This is a genomic window from Novosphingobium sp. (assembly GCF_030699305.1).
Taxonomy (GTDB): Bacteria; Pseudomonadota; Alphaproteobacteria; order Sphingomonadales; family Sphingomonadaceae; genus Novosphingobium.
The window spans coordinates 172,246-189,134 of sequence record NZ_JAUYNB010000008.1 but is presented as its reverse complement, the minus strand read 5'-3'; the positions used below and the strand labels follow the sequence as shown (position 1 = coordinate 189,134).

Genomic DNA, 16,889 nt, shown 5'->3' with positions numbered 1-16,889 from the left:
GTCGAGCGTAGTCGAGACACTTGCGCCTTGTGTCTCGACTACGCTCGACACGAACGGAGAAGTTGGGGGGAGAAGTGGGGTCAGGAAGCTCTGAGCGCCGCCAGCAACTGCCCCTGCAACCAGATCCGCGCTTGCGGTTCGACAAAGCTGTGGGTCGCGTCCGGGCAAGTGCGCAGGCGCGGGTCCGATTTGTCCCAGTTGGCGCGAAACGTCTGCGCAGTGCGGTCGCGGTCGGCCAGCAGGATCGTGACCGGGCCGGGAAATTCGGCAACCCCGTCCGCCATCTGCCGGGCGAGCGAGGTGGGCGCGGCGTCCACTTTTGCGGCCTGGGCCAGACTGCCCGCCAGTTGCCCGACCGCAACCTTGCCGGTCAGCAGCCGCCAGACGGCGCGCGGATCGGTCAGCCGCTTCAGGTAGTGGCGGCGCAGCACGGACGGCGGCATCGGGGTCGGTTCAGGCTCTGCCGGGGCATCTTCGGTCGCCGCCGGTTCCGGCTCGAACGTCCAGGGGTTGGCCAGCACCAGCGCATCCACGCCCGCGCCGCCCGCCAGCATCAGCGCGCTGGCCGCGTCGCAATTGCCGAATGCGATCACCCGCTTCAGCGTCGGCACGTGGTACCGGAACGCCCGGATGGCGGCGGCAATATCGTCGGCGCTGCCGGTAAATCCGGCGTTTTCGCCCGCGCTGTCACCCACCCCGCGCCGGTCGAACCGCAGCACCGGGAAGCCCGCCGCGGCGATCCGCTCAGCCAGCAGGGCCTGGCTTTGCCAGGGGCCGGAGCGCACTTCGTTTCCGCCGCTGACGATCAGCAGCCCGGTGGTCGCCGGGGCCAGATCGACGCTTCCGGCCAGGATCGTGCCCTTGCAGCTGAAGGTGAAATGCCGCCGGGTCATGCGTTCAGCGCCATCGCGATCACGGCGGCGAGTGCATCGGCCTGCGCCCCATCCTCGTCCGGTTCGGCGCGCAGCCACAGCGGGCTGCCGCCCAGTAGCTGCTGATCGATCACCTGCACGCCTGGACGCGGGGTGGGGACGAGCGCGGACAATTCGCGCACCATCGCCGCCGACAGCGGATAGCCCGCCAGTTCGATCCCGCGCTCGTTCGCCTGCGCCAGCAACGCATCGGCGGTTTCCTCACGCCCCGCCTCTCGCGCGGCGATCACGCGGGCGCGCAGCAGGGTGCGCAGCAGGCTGGCGCCCTTGACGGCGCCGTAATGCCAGCCGGGCAGGCCTTCGGGCCAGAACAGCCCACCGCCGCGCAGTGCGAGGACATGGGTCGCGCCAAAGCCATTGGCCGCTGCCGCCATGGCGCAGTGCCAGTCGGATGGGGTCACGCTGGCCAGATCGACCGTGCTTTCATTGGTGCCCGGCAGATCGGGCAGGAAGCAATCGAACCCCGCACCGTCCAGCCGCCGCATCACTTCCACGCTGAACCGCCGCATCCGGTTAGCCTCGTCCAGCAGCGCCGGGATCAGCAGGATGCGGCGCGTCCGCCCGGTATCGAACGTCAGCGCGTATTCGCTGGAGCTGCCGCAGTGCGGCAAGGGGCAGGGATAGCTGGCGGCTTTCACGCCGTGCGCTTTGCCTCGGCAAAATCCAGCAAAGCGCCATAGGTTTCAAGCAGTTCGCCGTCGATCTCGTCATCCTCGATCACGATGTCGAGCCGGTCTTCCATCTCGGTCAACAGGCCGGCGACGGCCATGGAATCCAGTTCGGGCAGATGGCCGAACAGACCGGTATCGGCGTCGAACGCGTCCGCCTGTCCGGGCTTCAGGCCCAGCACATCAGACAGGATCTTGCGCAGCAGGGTATCGGTTTCGGAACGCATCGTATCCTCTGGTCAATTTGACGGGTCAGGCCCTAGCCCCGCGGGGGGCGGGGGGCAAGCTTGCGCAAGCACTGGCGGATAATGATCGGCCAGTTTCCGGGCCAGAGCGGCCGGACCACTTCCAGCCGGTACCGCGGGCGAACCTCCTCCATCCAGTCGCGCTTGTAGCCATCGTCGCCGGTGCCGAAGTCCACGAGGTGGACGCCGTCGCGGTCGATCACCTGTTCGAACAGCGCGGCGCTGAGCGTGGTGCCGGGCGACAGCGGCTTTGATTCCTCGGTATGGGCAAGCTTGTGGATGAACGCGGTGCCCTGCTCAACGGTCCAGAACTGCGCGGCCACCGGCACGCCGTCGGCGCGGGCAATCCCCAGCCGCAGACGGCCCGCCGCGCCCTCCTCCTGCGCAAAGCGGCGCAGGAAGGCGGGGTTGCCCTCTTCGGGCTTCCAGCTGCTGGCATAGATCGTTTCATAGGCAGCCCAGCTGTCCGGGTTGAAGGCGGTTTCGATCGTCACGGCCACTTTCGCCGCCTTGCGCTTCAGCGTGGTGCGCAGCTGCCCGGGCCGGGACGCGAGGTATTCGCCGTAGCTGCGCCCGCCCACGTTGAGCACGTGGTTGACGTCACATTGCTCGGCAAACGCCATCCATCCGGCGCGGCGGAATGCCGCCACCAGTTCGGTGGTTTCGCCGTTTTCGTCCGGCAGGGGGGCCATGATGATATGCGGGGCCTGCCCGGCCAGATCGGCGGCGAGTTCGGTCAGCAGCGCCAACCGGTCCGCCTCCGGTGAAACGATCGGCGCAACCCGGAACGAATACCAGTTGGCCAGCGCCTCCATCCGCCGCCCCGCCCGGTAAAAGGCCAGCGCGGCGCGGGCATCGCCATCACGGGCGACCGCGATCACCGGAAAGTAACCGCATTCCTCCACCAGACCGCGCCACCATTCCAGCCGGTCGAACGGCGCAGCCGCATTCGGGGCAGAGAGCAACGCGGCCAGGGCTGCGTCTCCTTGCACTTCTTTAAGATCATCGTGATAGTCGACGGCAACCAAACGCGAATTTCCCACCCCAGGAGTTAGTCCAAACGTGCGTGCAGAGCCTGAGACCGCGATCCGGCCGCTTGACCATCTGGCCCTGACCGGGGCGGATGAAGCCCCCGCACTCGTGCTGCGCGAGGGCACTCTTAACTACAAGGACTTAAGGGATCGTGTCGCTCGGCTGGCGGGCTGGCTGGCGGGGCAAGTGCCTGAACCGGGCGCGCGGGTGGCCAGCTGGGCGGCAAAGGGCGCGCTCACCTGCCTGATGCCGCTGGCGGCGGCGCGGGCCGGGCTGGTCCATGTTCCGGTCAATCCGCTGCTGAAACGCGCGCAAGTGGCGCATATCCTGGCCGATAGCGGCGCGGCGCTGCTGATCGGCACGCCCGCACGGCTGGCCACGCTGGAGGATGGTGACGCGGCTTGCCCGGTGATCGCCGAAGCCGATGCCATGACGGCAGCGCTGGCCGCCGATCCCCTGCCGCCATCCTCGGCCGATCCTGAAGAGCTGGCCGCGATCCTCTATACCAGCGGTTCGACCGGGCGGCCCAAAGGCGTCATGCTCAGCCATGCGAACATGTGGCTGGGGGCCGAAAGCGTCGCCAGCTATCTGGGGCTGGGGGCGGACGACCGCGCGCTGGCGGTGCTGCCGCTGTCGTTCGACTATGGCCAGAACCAGCTGCTTTCGCACTGGTATGCCGGGGCCAGCGCCGTGCCGCTGGATTACCTGACCCCGCGTGACGTCGTGAAGGCGATCGAGCGGCATGGCGTGACCACGCTGGCCGCCGTCCCGCCGCTGTGGGTGCAGCTGACCGAGTTGGACTGGCCGACTGAAACGGTCGCGAAACTGCGCCGCCTGACCAACAGCGGCGGCGCCTTGACGCCCGATCTTGTGGGGCGGCTGCGGGCGTTGTTCCCGGACGCGCGGCTGTTCGCGATGTATGGGCTGACCGAAGCGTTCCGTTCCACCTTCCTCGATCCCGCGCTGATCGACACCCATCCAACCTCGATGGGCAAGGCCATTCCCCATGCCGAAATTCTCGTCGTTGCCGACAGCGGCGAAATCGCCGCTGATGACGAGGAGGGGGAACTGGTCCATTGCGGGCCGCTCGTCGCCCACGGATACTGGCAAGACCCGGAACGCACCGCCGAACGCTACAAGCCCGCGCCCGCCGCCTCGCGCTATGGCGGCATGGCGGTTTGGTCAGGCGACCGGGTGCGGCGCGACGCGGACGGGCTGCTCTATTTCGTCGGACGCCGCGATGCGATGATCAAGAGCGCGGGCAACCGGATCAGCCCGGCCGAGATCGAGGAAGCGGCGCTGGCCAGCGGCCTCGTCGCCGAAGCGGTTGCGCTGGGCATTCCCGATGCGCGGCTGGGCCAGGCGGTGCATCTGGTCGTGCGCGCGGCCCCCACAGCTTCAGGTGCAGCAGAAGAATTGCCGCGTATCCTTATGCAGGAATTGCCGAACTTCATGCAACCCAAGCACATTCACTGGCGCGATGCGATGCCGATTTCGCCCAACGGCAAGATTGACCGGACCGGTCTTTACGCGGAGTTGACGGCATGAAACCGCTTGGTCCCATTCCCCCCGGTTTTACCGCGATTGATGGCGAACTGGCGATTGCCGGGCGCAAGGCATCCGATCTGGTGGCGCAGGCGGGATCGACCCCGCTGTTCGTGTACAGCGCCGACCTGATCCGCGCACGGGTGGCGCAGCTGCGCGCGGCGATGCCGCAGCGGCTGGCGCTGAACTATGCGATGAAGGCCAATCCCTATCGGCCAATCTTGCAGCTATTCAATGGCTTGATCGATGGATTTGACATCGCTTCGGGGGGCGAACTGGCGATGCTGCAAGCCGCCGGGATCGATCCGGGGAAGGTCAGCTTTGCCGGGCCGGGCAAGCGTGATGCCGAACTGGAAGCGGCGATTGCCGCCGGGGTCACGCTGAACCTGGAATCGGAAGGCGAAGCCGCCCGCGCACTGGCCATCGGGGAGCGGCTGGGCCTTGCGCCCCGGCTGGCGATCCGGGTCAATCCCGATTTCGACCTCAAAGGGTCCGGCATGAAGATGGGCGGCGGGGCCAAGCCGTTCGGCGTGGATGCAGAGCGGGTGCCCGCGCTGGCCCGGCGGATCATCGCCAGCGGCGCGGTGTGGCGCGGCTTTCACATCTTTGCGGGCAGTCAGGCGCTCGATGCAGAGGCGATTGCCGATACCCAGCGCCAGACGCTGGAGCAGGCCGCAAAGCTGGCCGAAGACAGCGGCGCGGCGCTGCCGCACTGCAATCTGGGCGGCGGGATCGGCATCCCCTATTTCCCCGGCGATGTTCCGGCGGACTTGCCCCGGATCGGGGCCGCGCTGGCAGAGCGGTTCGAACACCTGCCCGCAGTGCTCGCGGACACCCATTTCTGCATGGAAATGGGGCGTTATCTGGTTGGCGAATCAGGGGTTTACCTGACCCGGATCGTCGACCGCAAGGTCAGCCACGGCGAGGTCTATCTGGTCACCGACGGGGGTCTGCATCACCAGCTGGCCGCATCGGGCAACTTCGGCACGGTGGTGCGCCGCAACTATCCGGTCGCCATCGCCTCGCGGTTTGGCGCACCGGTGGAAGAGGAAGCCTCGGTCGTCGGGTGCCTCTGCACCCCGCTCGACCGGCTGGCCGACAAGGGCGGCTTTCCGCGCGCTGAAGTGGGCGATCTGGTCGCGGTGTTCTGCGCCGGGGCTTATGGTGCCAGCGCCAGTCCGGCGATGTTCCTGGGGCAGGGTCCGGCCACCGAAATGCTGGTTTAACCCATCGCATTCCGCCCGTCCCGTTTCGGGACCGGGGGCAAGATTTCCGCGCGAATCGGGGAATCTACGGTCAAGGCTAACGCAATATTCACCCTTTTTCCCGATATCGGAGCCTGAATAGCCGGGCCTGCGTGCGGGATTGATGCCCACAGCGGCGGCGCGGCGAAGATTGAAGGACCGCCCGATGCCGATCGACCGCCTTTCCCGACTGCTTGCCGGCAGCGCCATGCTCAGCCTGACGCTGGGGGGCTGCGCGGGCACTGCTGCCGGACCGCAGCTGCCGCCCGCAACGTTCGTGGCGATGCAGGAAGGCCCGGGCGAGGAATACGTGATCGGGCCGCTCGATGAGCTGACGATCTTTGTCTGGCGCAACCCGGAACTGGGCGCGCAAGTGCAGGTCCGCCCCGACGGGCGCATCACCACGCCGCTGATCACCGATATGCCTGCGGTCGGCAAGACGCCCTCGATGCTGGCCGAAGACCTGAAGCTGCAACTGTCGCAGTACATCCAGGAACCGCTGGTGTCGGTGATCGTGAACAAGTTCGCGGGCACCTACAGCCAGCAGGTCCGTGTGGTTGGCGCGACCGAAAAGCCGGCGTCGATCCCCTACCGCGCCAACATGACGCTGCTCGACGCGATGATCGCGGTGGGCGGCCTGTCCGAATACGCGGCGGGCAACCGCGCGCGGCTGATCCGGTTCGACAAGGAAAGCGGCAGCCAGAAGGAATACGCGATCAAACTGGCCGACCTGCTGCGCAAGGGCGACAGCAAGGCCAACGTGATGCTGATGCCGGGCGATGTGATCATCATCCCCGAAAGCTCGTTCTGAGCGTGGGGCGGGGCCGGGGCACCAGATGAACAACATTTACGACGAACTCCGCTCGGCGCTCTATTCAGTCTGGCACCGCCGCTGGCTGGCGCTGGGCGTGGCCTGGGGCGTGTGCCTGCTGGGCTGGCTGGTCGTGGCGATGGTCCCGAACACGTATGAATCCAAGGCGCGCATCTATGTGAAGCTGGATGACGTGCTGGCCGAACAGATCGGCATTCGCGGCAACCGCAAGGGCGATATCGAGCGGGTGCAGCAGACGCTGACCAGCGCGATCAACCTGGAAAAGGTGATTCGCGGCACCAGCCTGGGGCAGGAAGTGACCAGCCCCAAGCAGATGGAGGGCGCGGTCCTGGGGCTGGGACGCAAGATCAAGGTCGAAAGCACTCAGGAAAACCTGTTCGAGATTACCGCGCAATATGGCGACAGCAGCAATTCCGATGCCGCCAACGCCAAGCTGGCGCAGGACATCGTCCAGAAGATGATCGACATCTTCCGCGAGGAAAACCTGGCCGGCAATCGCGGTGAAATGTCGCAGTCGCTGGAATTCATGGATCAGCAGCTGGCCCAGCGCCAGAAAGAGCTGGAAGCCGCCGAGCAGAAACGTCTGGCGTTCGAGGCGCTGAACCCGGAACTCGCGCAAGGCGGGATGTCGGTGATGCAGCGGCTGGAATCGAGCCGTGCGGAACTGCGCGGGCTGGATGCCGATCTGGCAGCAGCACAAAGCGCATTGGCGGCGATCAACGGCCAGCTGGCCGGAACGCCGCGCACGCTGGCCAGCGGCGGGATGGCAGGCGGCGCGCGCGGCGCGCTGGCCGAAGCCCAGGCCGTGCTGGCGGGCATGCGCGCGCGCGGCCTGACCGAAAACCACCCGGACGTGATCGCGGCCAAGAACCAGGTCAACGCACTGCGCGGCCCGGCGGCGGCGCAAGGCGATGCGGGCGGGATGCCCAACCCGGCCTTTTCTTCGCTGGAATCGATCAAGGCCGAACGGTCTGCCAACGTCCAGTCGCTGATGGCGCGGCGCGCTGCGGTGCAGTCCGACGTTGCGCGGATTACCACCCAGCAGATTTCCAACCCGCAGGTTGCCGCAGAGCAGCAGCGGATCAACCGCGATTATGACGTGCTGAAGCAACAGTATGACAAGCTGCTGCAGGACCGCGAGCAGCTGCGCCTGCGCGGTGAAGTGGAAACCGAAGCCAACGCGGTGAAGTTCCAGGTGATCGATCCGCCGACCACTCCGCGTTCACCCGCCGCGCCGAACCGCCCGATCCTGTTGCTGGGCGTGCTGATGGTCGGGCTGGGCGCCGGGGTGGCAGCGGCCTTTGCGATTGGCCAGTTGCGTTCAACCTTTGCCACCACGGCCAAGCTGGAACGCACCATCGGCCTGCCGGTGCTGGGCGCGATCACCACGACGCTGACCGACGCCGGGCGCGAGCTGCGCAAGAAACGGATGAAGCTGTTCTACGCCGCTTCGGCAGCCCTGGGCGGCGTTTTCGTCCTGCTGCTGGTGGTCGAGATCATCCAGGTCAGCATGGTGGCCTGAGGGATATTGCAATGACCGAACACACCAAGATCCCCCTGCCTAACCAGTCGGATGGGCCTAACCAGTCGGATGGGCCTACCCAGTCGGACGGAACGCCTGATACCGCGACCCTGATCGAGCGCGTCGTGCGCAACTATGATCTGGTCAAGCTCGCCCCGGCGCCGATCCCGGAAAACCTGATCCCCCCGGCCAAGCAGCGCCGCCGCTATCGCCGCGCGCATGAGGTTGAGGATGCGCACGTAACGCCGGTGGCCGAACCGTCGCCTGCCGCAGCTGCCCCCGCGTCCGCGCCGCAGGACCGGCCCGAAGTGGTCGTGCCCGAAGTGCTGGCCGAAGCGCCCGCACCGGTTCCGGCTGTTTCGGCCGCGCCTGAGCAGGCCGCGCTGCCCGCCGCGCAGGCGGTGCAGTTCAAGGGCCCGCGTCACCCGGTCAAGCGGCTGCACTTGCGCGACCAGGGGCTGATCGTGCCCGAAGCCAGCGTGACCGGGCTGTTGGAAGAGTTCCGGATCGTCAAGCGCACGCTGCTGCTCAACGCCTCGCAATTGCGCCAGCAGGGCATGGGCTATGAAAGCCAGCGCGTGCTGATCTGCTCGCCCCATCCGGGCGAGGGCAAAAGCTATACTTCGGTCAATCTCGCGCTGGCGATCGCGGCCGAGAAGGAATGCGAAGTGCTGCTGGTCGATGCCGATTTCGCCAAGCCATCGGTGCTGTCGATGCTGGGCCTGCCCGGCGGACCCGGCCTGATGGATGCACTGGCCAAGCCGGACATCGACGTGGCCGATTGCGTGATCGGCACCGATATTCCGGGGCTGTGGGTGCTGCCGGCGGGCAATGCCACCACTTCGGACAGCGAATGGCTGTCCAACACCCGGACCCGCGATGTGCTGGACCGGCTGGTGATGGGCGCGCCCAACCGCTTCGTCATTTTCGATTCGCCGCCCGCACTGGCGGCTTCTCCGGCGGCGGAACTGGCCAAGTATGTCGGCCAGGCCGTGGTCGTCGCCCGCGCCGACAAGACCGGGCAGGGCGCGCTGGAAGACGCCGTTTCGCTGTTGTCGGCCTGCCCGAACATTCAGCTGCTGCTCAATGCGGTTCACTTCAGCCCCAGCGGCCGCCGCTTTGGCTCTTACTATGGATATGGAGGATGACCATGTCGTCGCCCCTCATTTCGCGGTTCACCGCGCTGGCCGCCGTGCTGGCGCTGTTGCCGCAGACCGGCCATGCGCAGTCGCTGGCCTATGGCGATGTATCGGGCGAGAGCGCCGACGCTTCGGGGGATGCATCCGCGCCGGGGGGCAATACCCGCACCCCGCGCGTCAAGCTGACCCCCTATATCGAAGCGCAGCAGGTGGTGTTTGCCGAACTGCAACCGGGCAACGAGGTCGTGACCTATTCGATCATCGCCGCCGGGGTGGATGCCGCGATCCGGGGGCGGAACAACGAAGGCTCTGTCTCGGTCCGCTATGAGCGCCGCTTCGGCTGGGGCAACAACGCGCAGGACAGCGATGCGATCAGCGGTCTGGCGCGGTTTTCCTCTGCCGTCATCCCCAACACCCTGTCGATCGAGGCCGGGGCACTGGCCGCGCGCAATACGATCGAGAACAACGGCGCGGCGCTGAACAACGGGCTGAACTTTGGCGATTCGGTGACGCAGATATATTCGGTCTATGCCGGACCGTCGCTGCGCACCACGGTCGATGACGTGCAGGTCAGCGGATCGTACCGGCTGGGCTATTCGCGGGTCGATTCCCCCGATGCGATCCCCGTGGCCGCCGGCCAGCCCGCGATCGACCTGTTTGACGAAAGCGTGGTCCACAGCGCCGCGATCCGCGCAGGCACCCGTCCGGGTGATTACCTGCCGGTCGGCGTGGGCGTGGGCGCGGGTTATAACCGCGAAGATATTTCCAACCTCGACCAGCGGGTCGAGGATCTGCACGTGCGCGGCGACGTGACGCTGCCGATTGGCAACGACCTGTCGCTGGTCGGCGGCGTGGGCTGGGAAAAGGTTGAAGTATCCAGCCGCGATGCGGTGCGTGATCCGATTACCGGCGATCCGGTGGTGGGCAGCGATGGCCGCTTCGTGACCGACAGTTCCGCCCCGCGCGTGCTGGCCTATCAGACCGAAGGGCTGACCTGGGATGCGGGCGTTATGTGGCGGCCCAGCCGCCGCACCGCGCTGGAAGCACACGTCGGCCGCCGGTATGGTTCGACCACTTACTACGGCAGCTTTGCCTATGCCCCCAGCGCGCGGACCAGCCTGAACATTTCGGTCTATGACACGGTGGCGGGCTTTGGCGGACAGCTGAACAACGCGCTGGCCAACCTGCCAACCCAGTTTGAAACGGTGCGCAATCCGTTCAGCGGCAACATCGGCGGCTGCGTGCAGGCCGAGGAAGCGGTTTCCGCCGGGCAGGGCACGTGCCTGAACGGTGCGCTGGGCGGGGTTCGTTCCGCCGTGTTCCGCTCACGCGGGGTATCCGGATCGCTGGCGATCAATGCAGGGCGGCTGTCCTATGGGATCGGTGCCGGTTATGACCAGCGCAAGTTCATTGCCGCACCCGGCACGGCGCTGGCCGCCGCAAACGGGGTGATTGACGAAAACATCTGGCTCGCCGCGTTCCTGAGCGGACAGATCGACCGCAATTCCAGCTTTACCACCAACGCCTATGCCAACTGGTATCAGGCCGGCGATCCGCTGGCCGGCGATACGCGCGGGCTGGGTGCAACCGCTGCCTATTACCGTTCCATCACCACCAAGCTGACCGCCACTGCGGCCGTCGGCGTCGATGGTGTGGCCCGCGATAACCTGGTCGATATCTGGTCGGCCCAGGCGCTGGTCGGTGTGCGGTATTCGTTCTGAACCTGATTTCTGCTTGAGCCTGTCGGAGGCACCGTAAAATGTTCAATGATTTCTATGGCCTGACCGGACGCCCGTTCCAGCTTACGCCGGACCCGACGTTCTATTTCGAAAGCCTGACGCACCGCAAGGCGCTGTCCTATCTGTCCTATGGCCTGGCCCAGGGCGAAGGCTTTGTGGTCATCACCGGTGAAGTCGGCGCGGGCAAATCCACGCTGGTCGCGCACCTGATGGCGACCATCGACCCCGCCCGCCTGACCGCCGCGCAGATCGTGACGAGCAAGCTCGATGCCGAAGAACTGGTCCATGTCGTCGCGCAGGCGTTCGGCCTGATCGTCGACGGGCATGACAAGGCCAGCGCGCTTGGCGCGATCGAAGCGTTCCTGCACGATGAAGCCCGTGCAGGCCGCCGCTGCCTGCTGGTGGTGGACGAAAGCCAGAATCTGGAATTCGACGCGCTGGAAGAACTGCGGATGCTGTCGAACTTCCAGCTGGGCGCGCACCCGCTGCTGCAAACGCTGCTGCTGGGCCAGCCGGAGTTTCGCGACATGATCCAGGATCACCCGCGGCTGGAACAGCTGCGCCAGCGCGTGATCGCTGCCCATCACCTTGAGGCGATGGAACTGGGCGAAGTGCAGCCCTATATCGAACACCGCCTGAAGTGCGTCGGCTGGACCGGCAATCCGCAGTTCGATCAGCGCGTGTTTACCGAACTCTATGAAGCATCGGGCGGCGTGCCGCGCCGGATCAACCAGATCTGCAACCGGCTGATGATGCTGGGTGCGGTCGAACAGCGCAGCCGGATCGACGGCGCGATGCTGAGCGGCGTGCTGGAAGAGCTGGAACTGGACGGAACGCTGCAACTGAAGCGGATCGAGCGCAAAGCGCAGGCCGCTGCCGCCCCGGCCCCGGTCATGCCGCAGCCCGTCGCCGCTGCCGCCCTGGCCGCGCCTGCGCCAGCGCCGGTCGATGCCGTGGCGATGGAACAGTTGCTGGGCCTGCTGGCCGAGCGCGATGCCCAGATTGCCGAACTGCAACAGGCCGTGATCGAACTCGCCAATGATCGCGATTCCTCTGCCGCGCCCGATCAGAGCGGTGCGATAGCGGCGATGGAAGCCAAGTTCGCCGCGCTGGAGGCCAGGACGCAGGAACAGGAGCGGACCATCCGCCACACCCTGACCATGCTGATCGAGTGGATCGAAGCCGATGACGCCGCGCGCGTAGCAGCCTGAACCGGGAGTCAATTGGTCGCGTCATGACGCATCCCCCCAGCAAAGTGGTCAAAAGCCAGATTGTCAACGGCCTGTCGGTCGATGTCGAGGACTGGTTCCAGGTCGGCGCGTTTGAAGGCGTGATCGACCGGGACAGCTGGGAATCGCTGTCCGACCGGGTGGAGCGCAACTGCGATGCGATCCTGCTGATGTTCGCCGATGCCGGGGTGAAGGCCACGTTCTTCACGCTCGGCTGGGTGGCGCAGCGCCATCCCGCGCTGCTGCGCCGGATCGTTGCCGAAGGGCATGAACTGGCCAGTCACGGCTGGGACCATGCCCGCGTATTCACGATGGACAAGGCCAGCTTTGCGGCGGACATCGAACGCGCCCGCAAAGTGCTGGAGGATGCCTCCGGCACCCGTGTTACCGGTTATCGCGCGCCCAGCTTTTCGATCGATGCGCGCACGCCCTGGGCCTATTCGGTGCTGGCGGAGCAGGGCTATGCCTACAGCTCCAGCGTCGCGCCGATCACGCATGACCACTATGGCTGGCGCGATGCGCCGCGCTTTGCGTTCCGGCCCCTGCCATGGGCCGACCTGATCGAAATCCCGGTGACCACCGCGCAGTTCGCGGGCAAGCGGCTGGCGGCGGGCGGGGGCGGGTTCTTTCGCGTGCTGCCCTATGCTTTTTCGCGCTGGGCGATCCGGCAGGTCAACACGCAGGATCAGCGCCCGGCGGTGTTCTATTTCCACCCGTGGGAAATCGACCCCGCCCAGCCGCGCGTTCCCGGGGCGCCGCTGCGCTCGAAACTGCGGCATTATACCAACCTTGATGTGATGGCGGAAAAGCTGGAGCAGCTGGTGCGTGAATTCGCGTGGGGGCGGATGGACGTGCTGGCGCTGCGTGAGGCGCGGCTGGCCACGGAACTGGCGGCATGAACGCCCCGTTCCAGCCTGCCGTGACGGTGCGCGAAATCGATCTGGCCGATCCGGGCGAGGCCCGGCGGCTGGAAGCGCTGGTGGCCCAGCACCCCGGCGGGACCGCGTTTCACCGCCCCGCCTGGCTGCGCGCGGTCGCCCGCGCGACCCGGAACCGCGCGCTGGCGCTGGTGCTGGAACGGCGTGATGCAATCGCTGCCTATCTGCCGCTGCTGGAAGTCCATTCACCGCTGTTCGGGCGGGTGCTGGTATCCAGCGGGTTTGGCGTTGACGGCGGTGTGCTGGCGGATCATCCGGGCGATGCCGACGCGCTGTTGGCAGCGGTGGAGGAACTGGCGCTGCGCCGGTCCTGCCCCGCGATCGAACTGCGCGGCGGGATGCTGCCTGCGGGCCGGGATGGCTGGAAAATCCGCCACGATTCGCACTGCGGGTTCGTCACTGACCTTGCCGCCGATGATGACGCCCAGCTGACCGCGATCCCGCGCAAGCAGCGCGCCGAAGTGCGCAAAGGGCTGGCCGGGGATCTGACCGTCACGGTCGGCACCGATGCGGCCCAGCGCGCCGCGCATTATGCGGTCTATGCTGAAAGTGTGCGCAACCTTGGTACGCCCGTGTTCCCACAGGCGCTGTTTGGTGCCGTGCTGGACGCGTTTGGCGAAGATGCCGATATTCTGACGGTAAGTGACGGAACGACGCCGGTTTCCAGCGTGCTTTCGCTGTACCACAAAGGCGCGGTCATGCCCTATTGGGGCGGCGGCACTTATGCCGCGCGGCGGCTGCGCGCCAATGACCGGATGTATTACGAGCTGATGCTCCACGCCCGGCGGCGCGGGTGCAGCCGGTTCGATTTCGGCCGGTCCAAGACCGGCAGCGGTGCGTTCGATTTCAAGAAGAACTGGGGGTTTGAGCCCCAGCCACTGGGCTATGCTGCGTGGACCGCGCCGGGGGCAGAGGCGCGCGATGCCGATCCGACCAGTGCGAAGCATGCGGCGCGGATCGCCCTGTGGAAGCGCCTGCCGCTGCCCGTTGCCAACCTGATTGGCCCGCATATCGCCAGGGGTTTGGCATGAACAACAACGAAATCCTGTTCCTGTCACACCGAATGCCGTTCCCGCCGGACCGGGGCGACAAGATCCGTTCGCACCACATCCTGCGGCGACTGGCGGGGCTGGCCCCGATCCATATCGCGACGTTCGCCGACGATGAGCGCGACATGGCCGAGGAAGTGGAACTGGCGGCAATGGCCCGCAGTTACCGGCTGGTGCGGCGGGTCAAGCCGCTGATCGTCGCCGGGCTGCAATCGCTGCTGCAAGGCGCGCCGGTCAGCCTGCCCGCGTTCCACAGCACGGAAATCGCCCGCTATGTCGAGGACGTTCTGGAGAACCACCGGATCGGGACGATCTACGTCTTTTCCGGGCAGATGGGCCAGTATGTCCCCGAAGACTTCAAGGGCCGGGTGATCATGGATTTCGTGGACGTCGATTCCGCGAAGTTCGAAGCCTATGCCGACAGCGACACCGGCCCGCGCCGCTGGATCAACGCGCGCGAGGCGCGGTTGCTCCGCGTGGAAGAGGCCCGCATGGCCCGGCGCGCGACGCAAAGCCTGCTGATCTCGCCGGAAGAAGCCGCGCTGTTCCGCGCGCGGCTCTCGCCCGAAGATGCGGTGAGCTGCGACATCCAGGTGCTGCGCAACGGCATCGACAGCCGCTATTTCGATCCCGCCGTCGTCCGTCCGGAAGCGCGGGTGCTCGATTGCGAGGGGCCGCGCCTGATCTTCAGCGGGCAGATGGACTATGCCCCCAACATCACCGCCGCACTGCGGGTGATGGACCGCTTGCTGCCGTGCGTCCGCGAACTGCTGCCCAAGGCAACCTTCCACGTGGTGGGCCGCAACCCGGCCGAGGAACTGGTCAGCCGCGATGGCCGCGACGGTATCCACGTCTGGGGCGGGGTGGATGACATGCGCACCTGGCTCAGCGCAGCGGACCTCGCGCTCGTGCCGCTGGAAATCGCGCGCGGGGTGCAGAACAAGGTGCTGGAAGCGATGGCAATGAACTTGCCGGTCGTGCTGACCAGCGCTGCCGCAACCGGAATCGGCGGAACCGACGGGCTGCACTATGCTGTGGCAGACAGCGATGCCGATCTGGCCGACCGCGTGTCGGCCCTGCTGTCGCACCCCCGGCAGGGCTGGACGCTGGGGCTGGAAGCGCGCCGGTTCGTGGTCGAGCAGTTGAGCTGGCAGGCCACGCTCGCTCCGCTGGCCGATCTGGTCGGCTATCCGGGTGGGGCCGCCCGCCATGCCGCCTGACCTGACCGCCGCCGCCGCACCCCCCCGCTGGCCTGGCCTCTCCATCGCTCCGGCGTGGCGCAAGCCGCTTGGCTGGCTGGCGCTGGCCTGGGTTTTGCTGATCGCGCTGTTCGCGGCGGATTGGGCGGCGATGGTGGATCAGTGGTGGAACAGTTCCACCTACAATCACATCCTGCTGATCCCGGCAATTCTGGGCTGGCTGGTGTGGCTGCGCTGGCCGGAATTGCGCAAGCTGGAGCCGCAGGCCTGGTCGCCTGCGCTGGTGCTGGTCGGAGCGGCGCTGCTGGTCTGGGTGGCGGGGGCGTTTGCCGGTTTCAACCTGTTTCGTCAGGCCGGGGCAGTGGCGTTGTTACCCGCGGCGGCGCTGGTCCTGCTGGGGCCGCGGGTCGGTGCCGGTCTGGCCTTTCCGCTGGGGTATAGCCTGTTTCTGGTGCCGTTCGGGGATGAACTGGTGCCGCCGCTCCAGATGATCACGGCGGACATCACGATCGCGCTGGTCCAGCTGTCGGGCATCCCGGCCCGGATCGAAGGGGTGTTCATCGATACCCCCGCCGGACTGTTCATCGTCGCCGAGGCCTGTTCGGGGGTGAAGTTCCTGATCGCGATGGTCGCGCTCGGGGTGCTGGTCGGCAACGTCTGCTTCCGCAGCTGGCGCCGCCGCGCCGCCTTCATGGCGCTGTGCATCGCCGCGCCGATCCTGGCCAACGGGGTCCGCGCCTGGGGGACGATCTATGCCGCGCAATACGTGGGCGTGGAGAAAGCCGCCGGGATCGATCACATCATCTATGGCTGGGTATTCTTCGCGGTGGTGATTGCGGCCGTGCTGGGCCTCAGCTGGAAATACTTCGACCGCGCGATCGACGACCCGATGATCGACGCCGCCGCGATTGCCGCCCATCCGCTGGTCAGCCGGCTGGCCGCGCGGCGCTCTGCCCCGTTGCTGGCGCTGGCTGCGGTGCTGGGGCTGGCGCTGGGCGGCCAAGGCTGGGCGCGCGCAGCAGAGGCGATTGCCGCGCCGCTGCCCGCCGCAATCGAACTGCCGCCGGTGCCGGGCTGGACGCGGGTGGATTATGCGCCCTCCGTCTGGTGGGAACCGCGCGCCGCCGGTGCCGATCACCGCCTGCTGGGGCGTTACCGCGATGGCACCGGGCGCACGGTCGACGTGTTCCTGGCGCTCTATGGCAACCAGACCGACGGCAAGGAGGCCGGCGCGTTCGGTGAAGGGGCGTTGCGGCCGGACAGCGACTGGGTCTGGCACAGCGCCGGAGCGCCCGCCGCCGGAGCAAAAACCGATTGGCTGCGCGCGGGCACGGACGTCAACCGGCTGGCCCATACCTATTACCGCACCGGCGATCTGCTGGCGGGCAGCAACGCGCGGCTCAAGCTGGCGAATATCACCGACCGGCTGCGCCTGCGCGCCGCCCCGACCATGCAGCTGATCGTGTCGGCCGAACAGACGGGCGATCAGGATGCCGCCGCCACCCTGGCCTCGTTCCGCCAGTCCACCGGTGATCCGGGGGAATGGATGGACCGCATCGCCCAGCTTCGTTAAGCG

15 protein-coding genes are annotated in these 16,889 nt (G+C 67.0%); 11 read left to right on the top strand and 4 right to left on the bottom strand.

Translation table 11 applies throughout. From position 1 onward, the window contains the following. Nucleotides 1-80: 80 nt before the first annotated feature. Genes Q8Q53_RS02720 through Q8Q53_RS02705 form a run of 4 tightly spaced genes read right to left on the bottom strand, consistent with a single transcriptional unit; the run spans nt 81 to nt 2,837 of the window. Nucleotides 81-893 carry a hydrolase 1, exosortase A system-associated gene (locus tag Q8Q53_RS02720; protein ID WP_305700211.1) on the bottom strand — a complete coding sequence of 271 codons (813 nt, stop codon included), beginning with the start codon at nt 891-893 and terminating at the stop codon, nt 81-83. Then, a complete protein-coding gene (locus tag Q8Q53_RS02715) occupies nt 890-1,570 on the bottom strand; it encodes a hypothetical protein (protein ID WP_305700210.1) in 681 nt (226 codons plus the stop codon). Before Q8Q53_RS02715 ends, Q8Q53_RS02720 begins: the two co-directional genes overlap by 4 nt. After that, complete coding sequence (locus Q8Q53_RS02710) at nt 1,567-1,827, bottom strand: acyl carrier protein (RefSeq protein ID WP_305700209.1); 261 nt, start codon at nt 1,825-1,827, stop codon at nt 1,567-1,569. Before Q8Q53_RS02710 ends, Q8Q53_RS02715 begins: the two co-directional genes overlap by 4 nt. Before the next feature lie 32 nt (nt 1,828-1,859). Then, a complete protein-coding gene (locus Q8Q53_RS02705; RefSeq protein ID WP_305700208.1) occupies nt 1,860-2,837 on the bottom strand; it encodes a GNAT family N-acetyltransferase in 978 nt (325 codons plus the stop codon). A 70-nt stretch (nt 2,838-2,907) separates the two neighbouring features. Here Q8Q53_RS02705 and Q8Q53_RS02700 point away from each other — a divergent pair, with 70 nt between their 5' ends. The 11 genes from Q8Q53_RS02700 (at nt 2,908) to xrtA (ending at nt 16,886) form a co-directional block, all read left to right on the top strand. Then, the gene (locus tag Q8Q53_RS02700; RefSeq protein WP_305700207.1) at nt 2,908-4,425 is read left to right on the top strand and encodes an acyl-CoA ligase (AMP-forming), exosortase A system-associated; all 1,518 of its coding nucleotides are present in this window, start codon (nt 2,908-2,910) and stop codon (nt 4,423-4,425) included. Then, a complete protein-coding gene (locus Q8Q53_RS02695) occupies nt 4,422-5,648 on the top strand; it encodes a pyridoxal-dependent decarboxylase, exosortase A system-associated (protein ID WP_305700206.1) in 1,227 nt (408 codons plus the stop codon). Before Q8Q53_RS02700 ends, Q8Q53_RS02695 begins: the two co-directional genes overlap by 4 nt. Nucleotides 5,649-5,832: 184 nt before the next feature. Beyond that, nucleotides 5,833-6,477, top strand: a complete 645-nt coding sequence (locus Q8Q53_RS02690; protein WP_305700205.1) for an XrtA/PEP-CTERM system exopolysaccharide export protein — start codon at nt 5,833-5,835, stop codon at nt 6,475-6,477. A gap of 25 nt (nt 6,478-6,502) precedes the next feature. Continuing rightward, nucleotides 6,503-8,020: an XrtA system polysaccharide chain length determinant gene (locus Q8Q53_RS02685; protein WP_305700204.1), complete on the top strand. Its 1,518-nt coding sequence runs from the start codon at nt 6,503-6,505 to the stop codon at nt 8,018-8,020. Nucleotides 8,021-8,031: 11 nt separating this feature from the next. Beyond that, nucleotides 8,032-9,168, top strand: a complete 1,137-nt coding sequence (locus Q8Q53_RS02680; RefSeq protein ID WP_305700203.1) for an AAA family ATPase — start codon at nt 8,032-8,034, stop codon at nt 9,166-9,168. A 2-nt stretch (nt 9,169-9,170) separates the two neighbouring features. After that, nucleotides 9,171-10,880: a preprotein translocase subunit YajC gene (locus Q8Q53_RS02675; protein WP_305700202.1), complete on the top strand. Its 1,710-nt coding sequence runs from the start codon at nt 9,171-9,173 to the stop codon at nt 10,878-10,880. 38 nt (nt 10,881-10,918) lie between these two features. Next, on the top strand, nt 10,919-12,109 hold the full coding sequence (locus Q8Q53_RS02670) for an XrtA/PEP-CTERM system-associated ATPase (RefSeq protein WP_305700201.1): 1,191 nt from the start codon (nt 10,919-10,921) through the stop codon (nt 12,107-12,109). 23 nt (nt 12,110-12,132) lie between these two features. Further along, nucleotides 12,133-13,026, top strand: a complete 894-nt coding sequence (locus tag Q8Q53_RS02665; protein WP_305700200.1) for an XrtA system polysaccharide deacetylase — start codon at nt 12,133-12,135, stop codon at nt 13,024-13,026. Next, nucleotides 13,023-14,096, top strand: a complete 1,074-nt coding sequence (locus Q8Q53_RS02660) for a FemAB family XrtA/PEP-CTERM system-associated protein (protein WP_305700199.1) — start codon at nt 13,023-13,025, stop codon at nt 14,094-14,096. Before Q8Q53_RS02665 ends, Q8Q53_RS02660 begins: the two co-directional genes overlap by 4 nt. Further along, nucleotides 14,093-15,334, top strand: coding sequence for a TIGR03087 family PEP-CTERM/XrtA system glycosyltransferase (locus Q8Q53_RS02655; RefSeq protein WP_305700198.1), 1,242 nt, complete (start codon nt 14,093-14,095; stop codon nt 15,332-15,334). Before Q8Q53_RS02660 ends, Q8Q53_RS02655 begins: the two co-directional genes overlap by 4 nt. After that, nucleotides 15,324-16,886 carry an exosortase A gene (gene xrtA / locus Q8Q53_RS02650; protein WP_305700197.1) on the top strand — a complete coding sequence of 521 codons (1,563 nt, stop codon included), beginning with the start codon at nt 15,324-15,326 and terminating at the stop codon, nt 16,884-16,886. Before Q8Q53_RS02655 ends, xrtA begins: the two co-directional genes overlap by 11 nt. Nucleotides 16,887-16,889 lie beyond the last annotated feature (3 nt).

Bases quoted from the DNA above. Each gene is read 5' to 3' on its own strand.
- Q8Q53_RS02720 (WP_305700211.1), bottom strand. From the start codon at position 893: ATGACCCGGCGGCATTTCACCTTCAGCTGCAAGGGCACGATCCTGGCC.
- Q8Q53_RS02710 (WP_305700209.1), bottom strand. From the start codon at position 1,827: ATGCGTTCCGAAACCGATACCCTGCTGCGCAAGATCCTGTCTGATGTG.
- Q8Q53_RS02695 (WP_305700206.1), top strand. From the start codon at position 4,422: ATGAAACCGCTTGGTCCCATTCCCCCCGGTTTTACCGCGATTGATGGC.
- Q8Q53_RS02690 (WP_305700205.1), top strand. From the start codon at position 5,833: ATGCCGATCGACCGCCTTTCCCGACTGCTTGCCGGCAGCGCCATGCTC.
- Q8Q53_RS02685 (WP_305700204.1), top strand. From the start codon at position 6,503: ATGAACAACATTTACGACGAACTCCGCTCGGCGCTCTATTCAGTCTGG.
- Q8Q53_RS02680 (WP_305700203.1), top strand. From the start codon at position 8,032: ATGACCGAACACACCAAGATCCCCCTGCCTAACCAGTCGGATGGGCCT.
- Q8Q53_RS02675 (WP_305700202.1), top strand. From the start codon at position 9,171: ATGTCGTCGCCCCTCATTTCGCGGTTCACCGCGCTGGCCGCCGTGCTG.
- Q8Q53_RS02670 (WP_305700201.1), top strand. From the start codon at position 10,919: ATGTTCAATGATTTCTATGGCCTGACCGGACGCCCGTTCCAGCTTACG.
- Q8Q53_RS02665 (WP_305700200.1), top strand. From the start codon at position 12,133: ATGACGCATCCCCCCAGCAAAGTGGTCAAAAGCCAGATTGTCAACGGC.
- Q8Q53_RS02660 (WP_305700199.1), top strand. From the start codon at position 13,023: ATGAACGCCCCGTTCCAGCCTGCCGTGACGGTGCGCGAAATCGATCTG.
- Q8Q53_RS02655 (WP_305700198.1), top strand. From the start codon at position 14,093: ATGAACAACAACGAAATCCTGTTCCTGTCACACCGAATGCCGTTCCCG.
- xrtA (WP_305700197.1), top strand. From the start codon at position 15,324: ATGCCGCCTGACCTGACCGCCGCCGCCGCACCCCCCCGCTGGCCTGGC.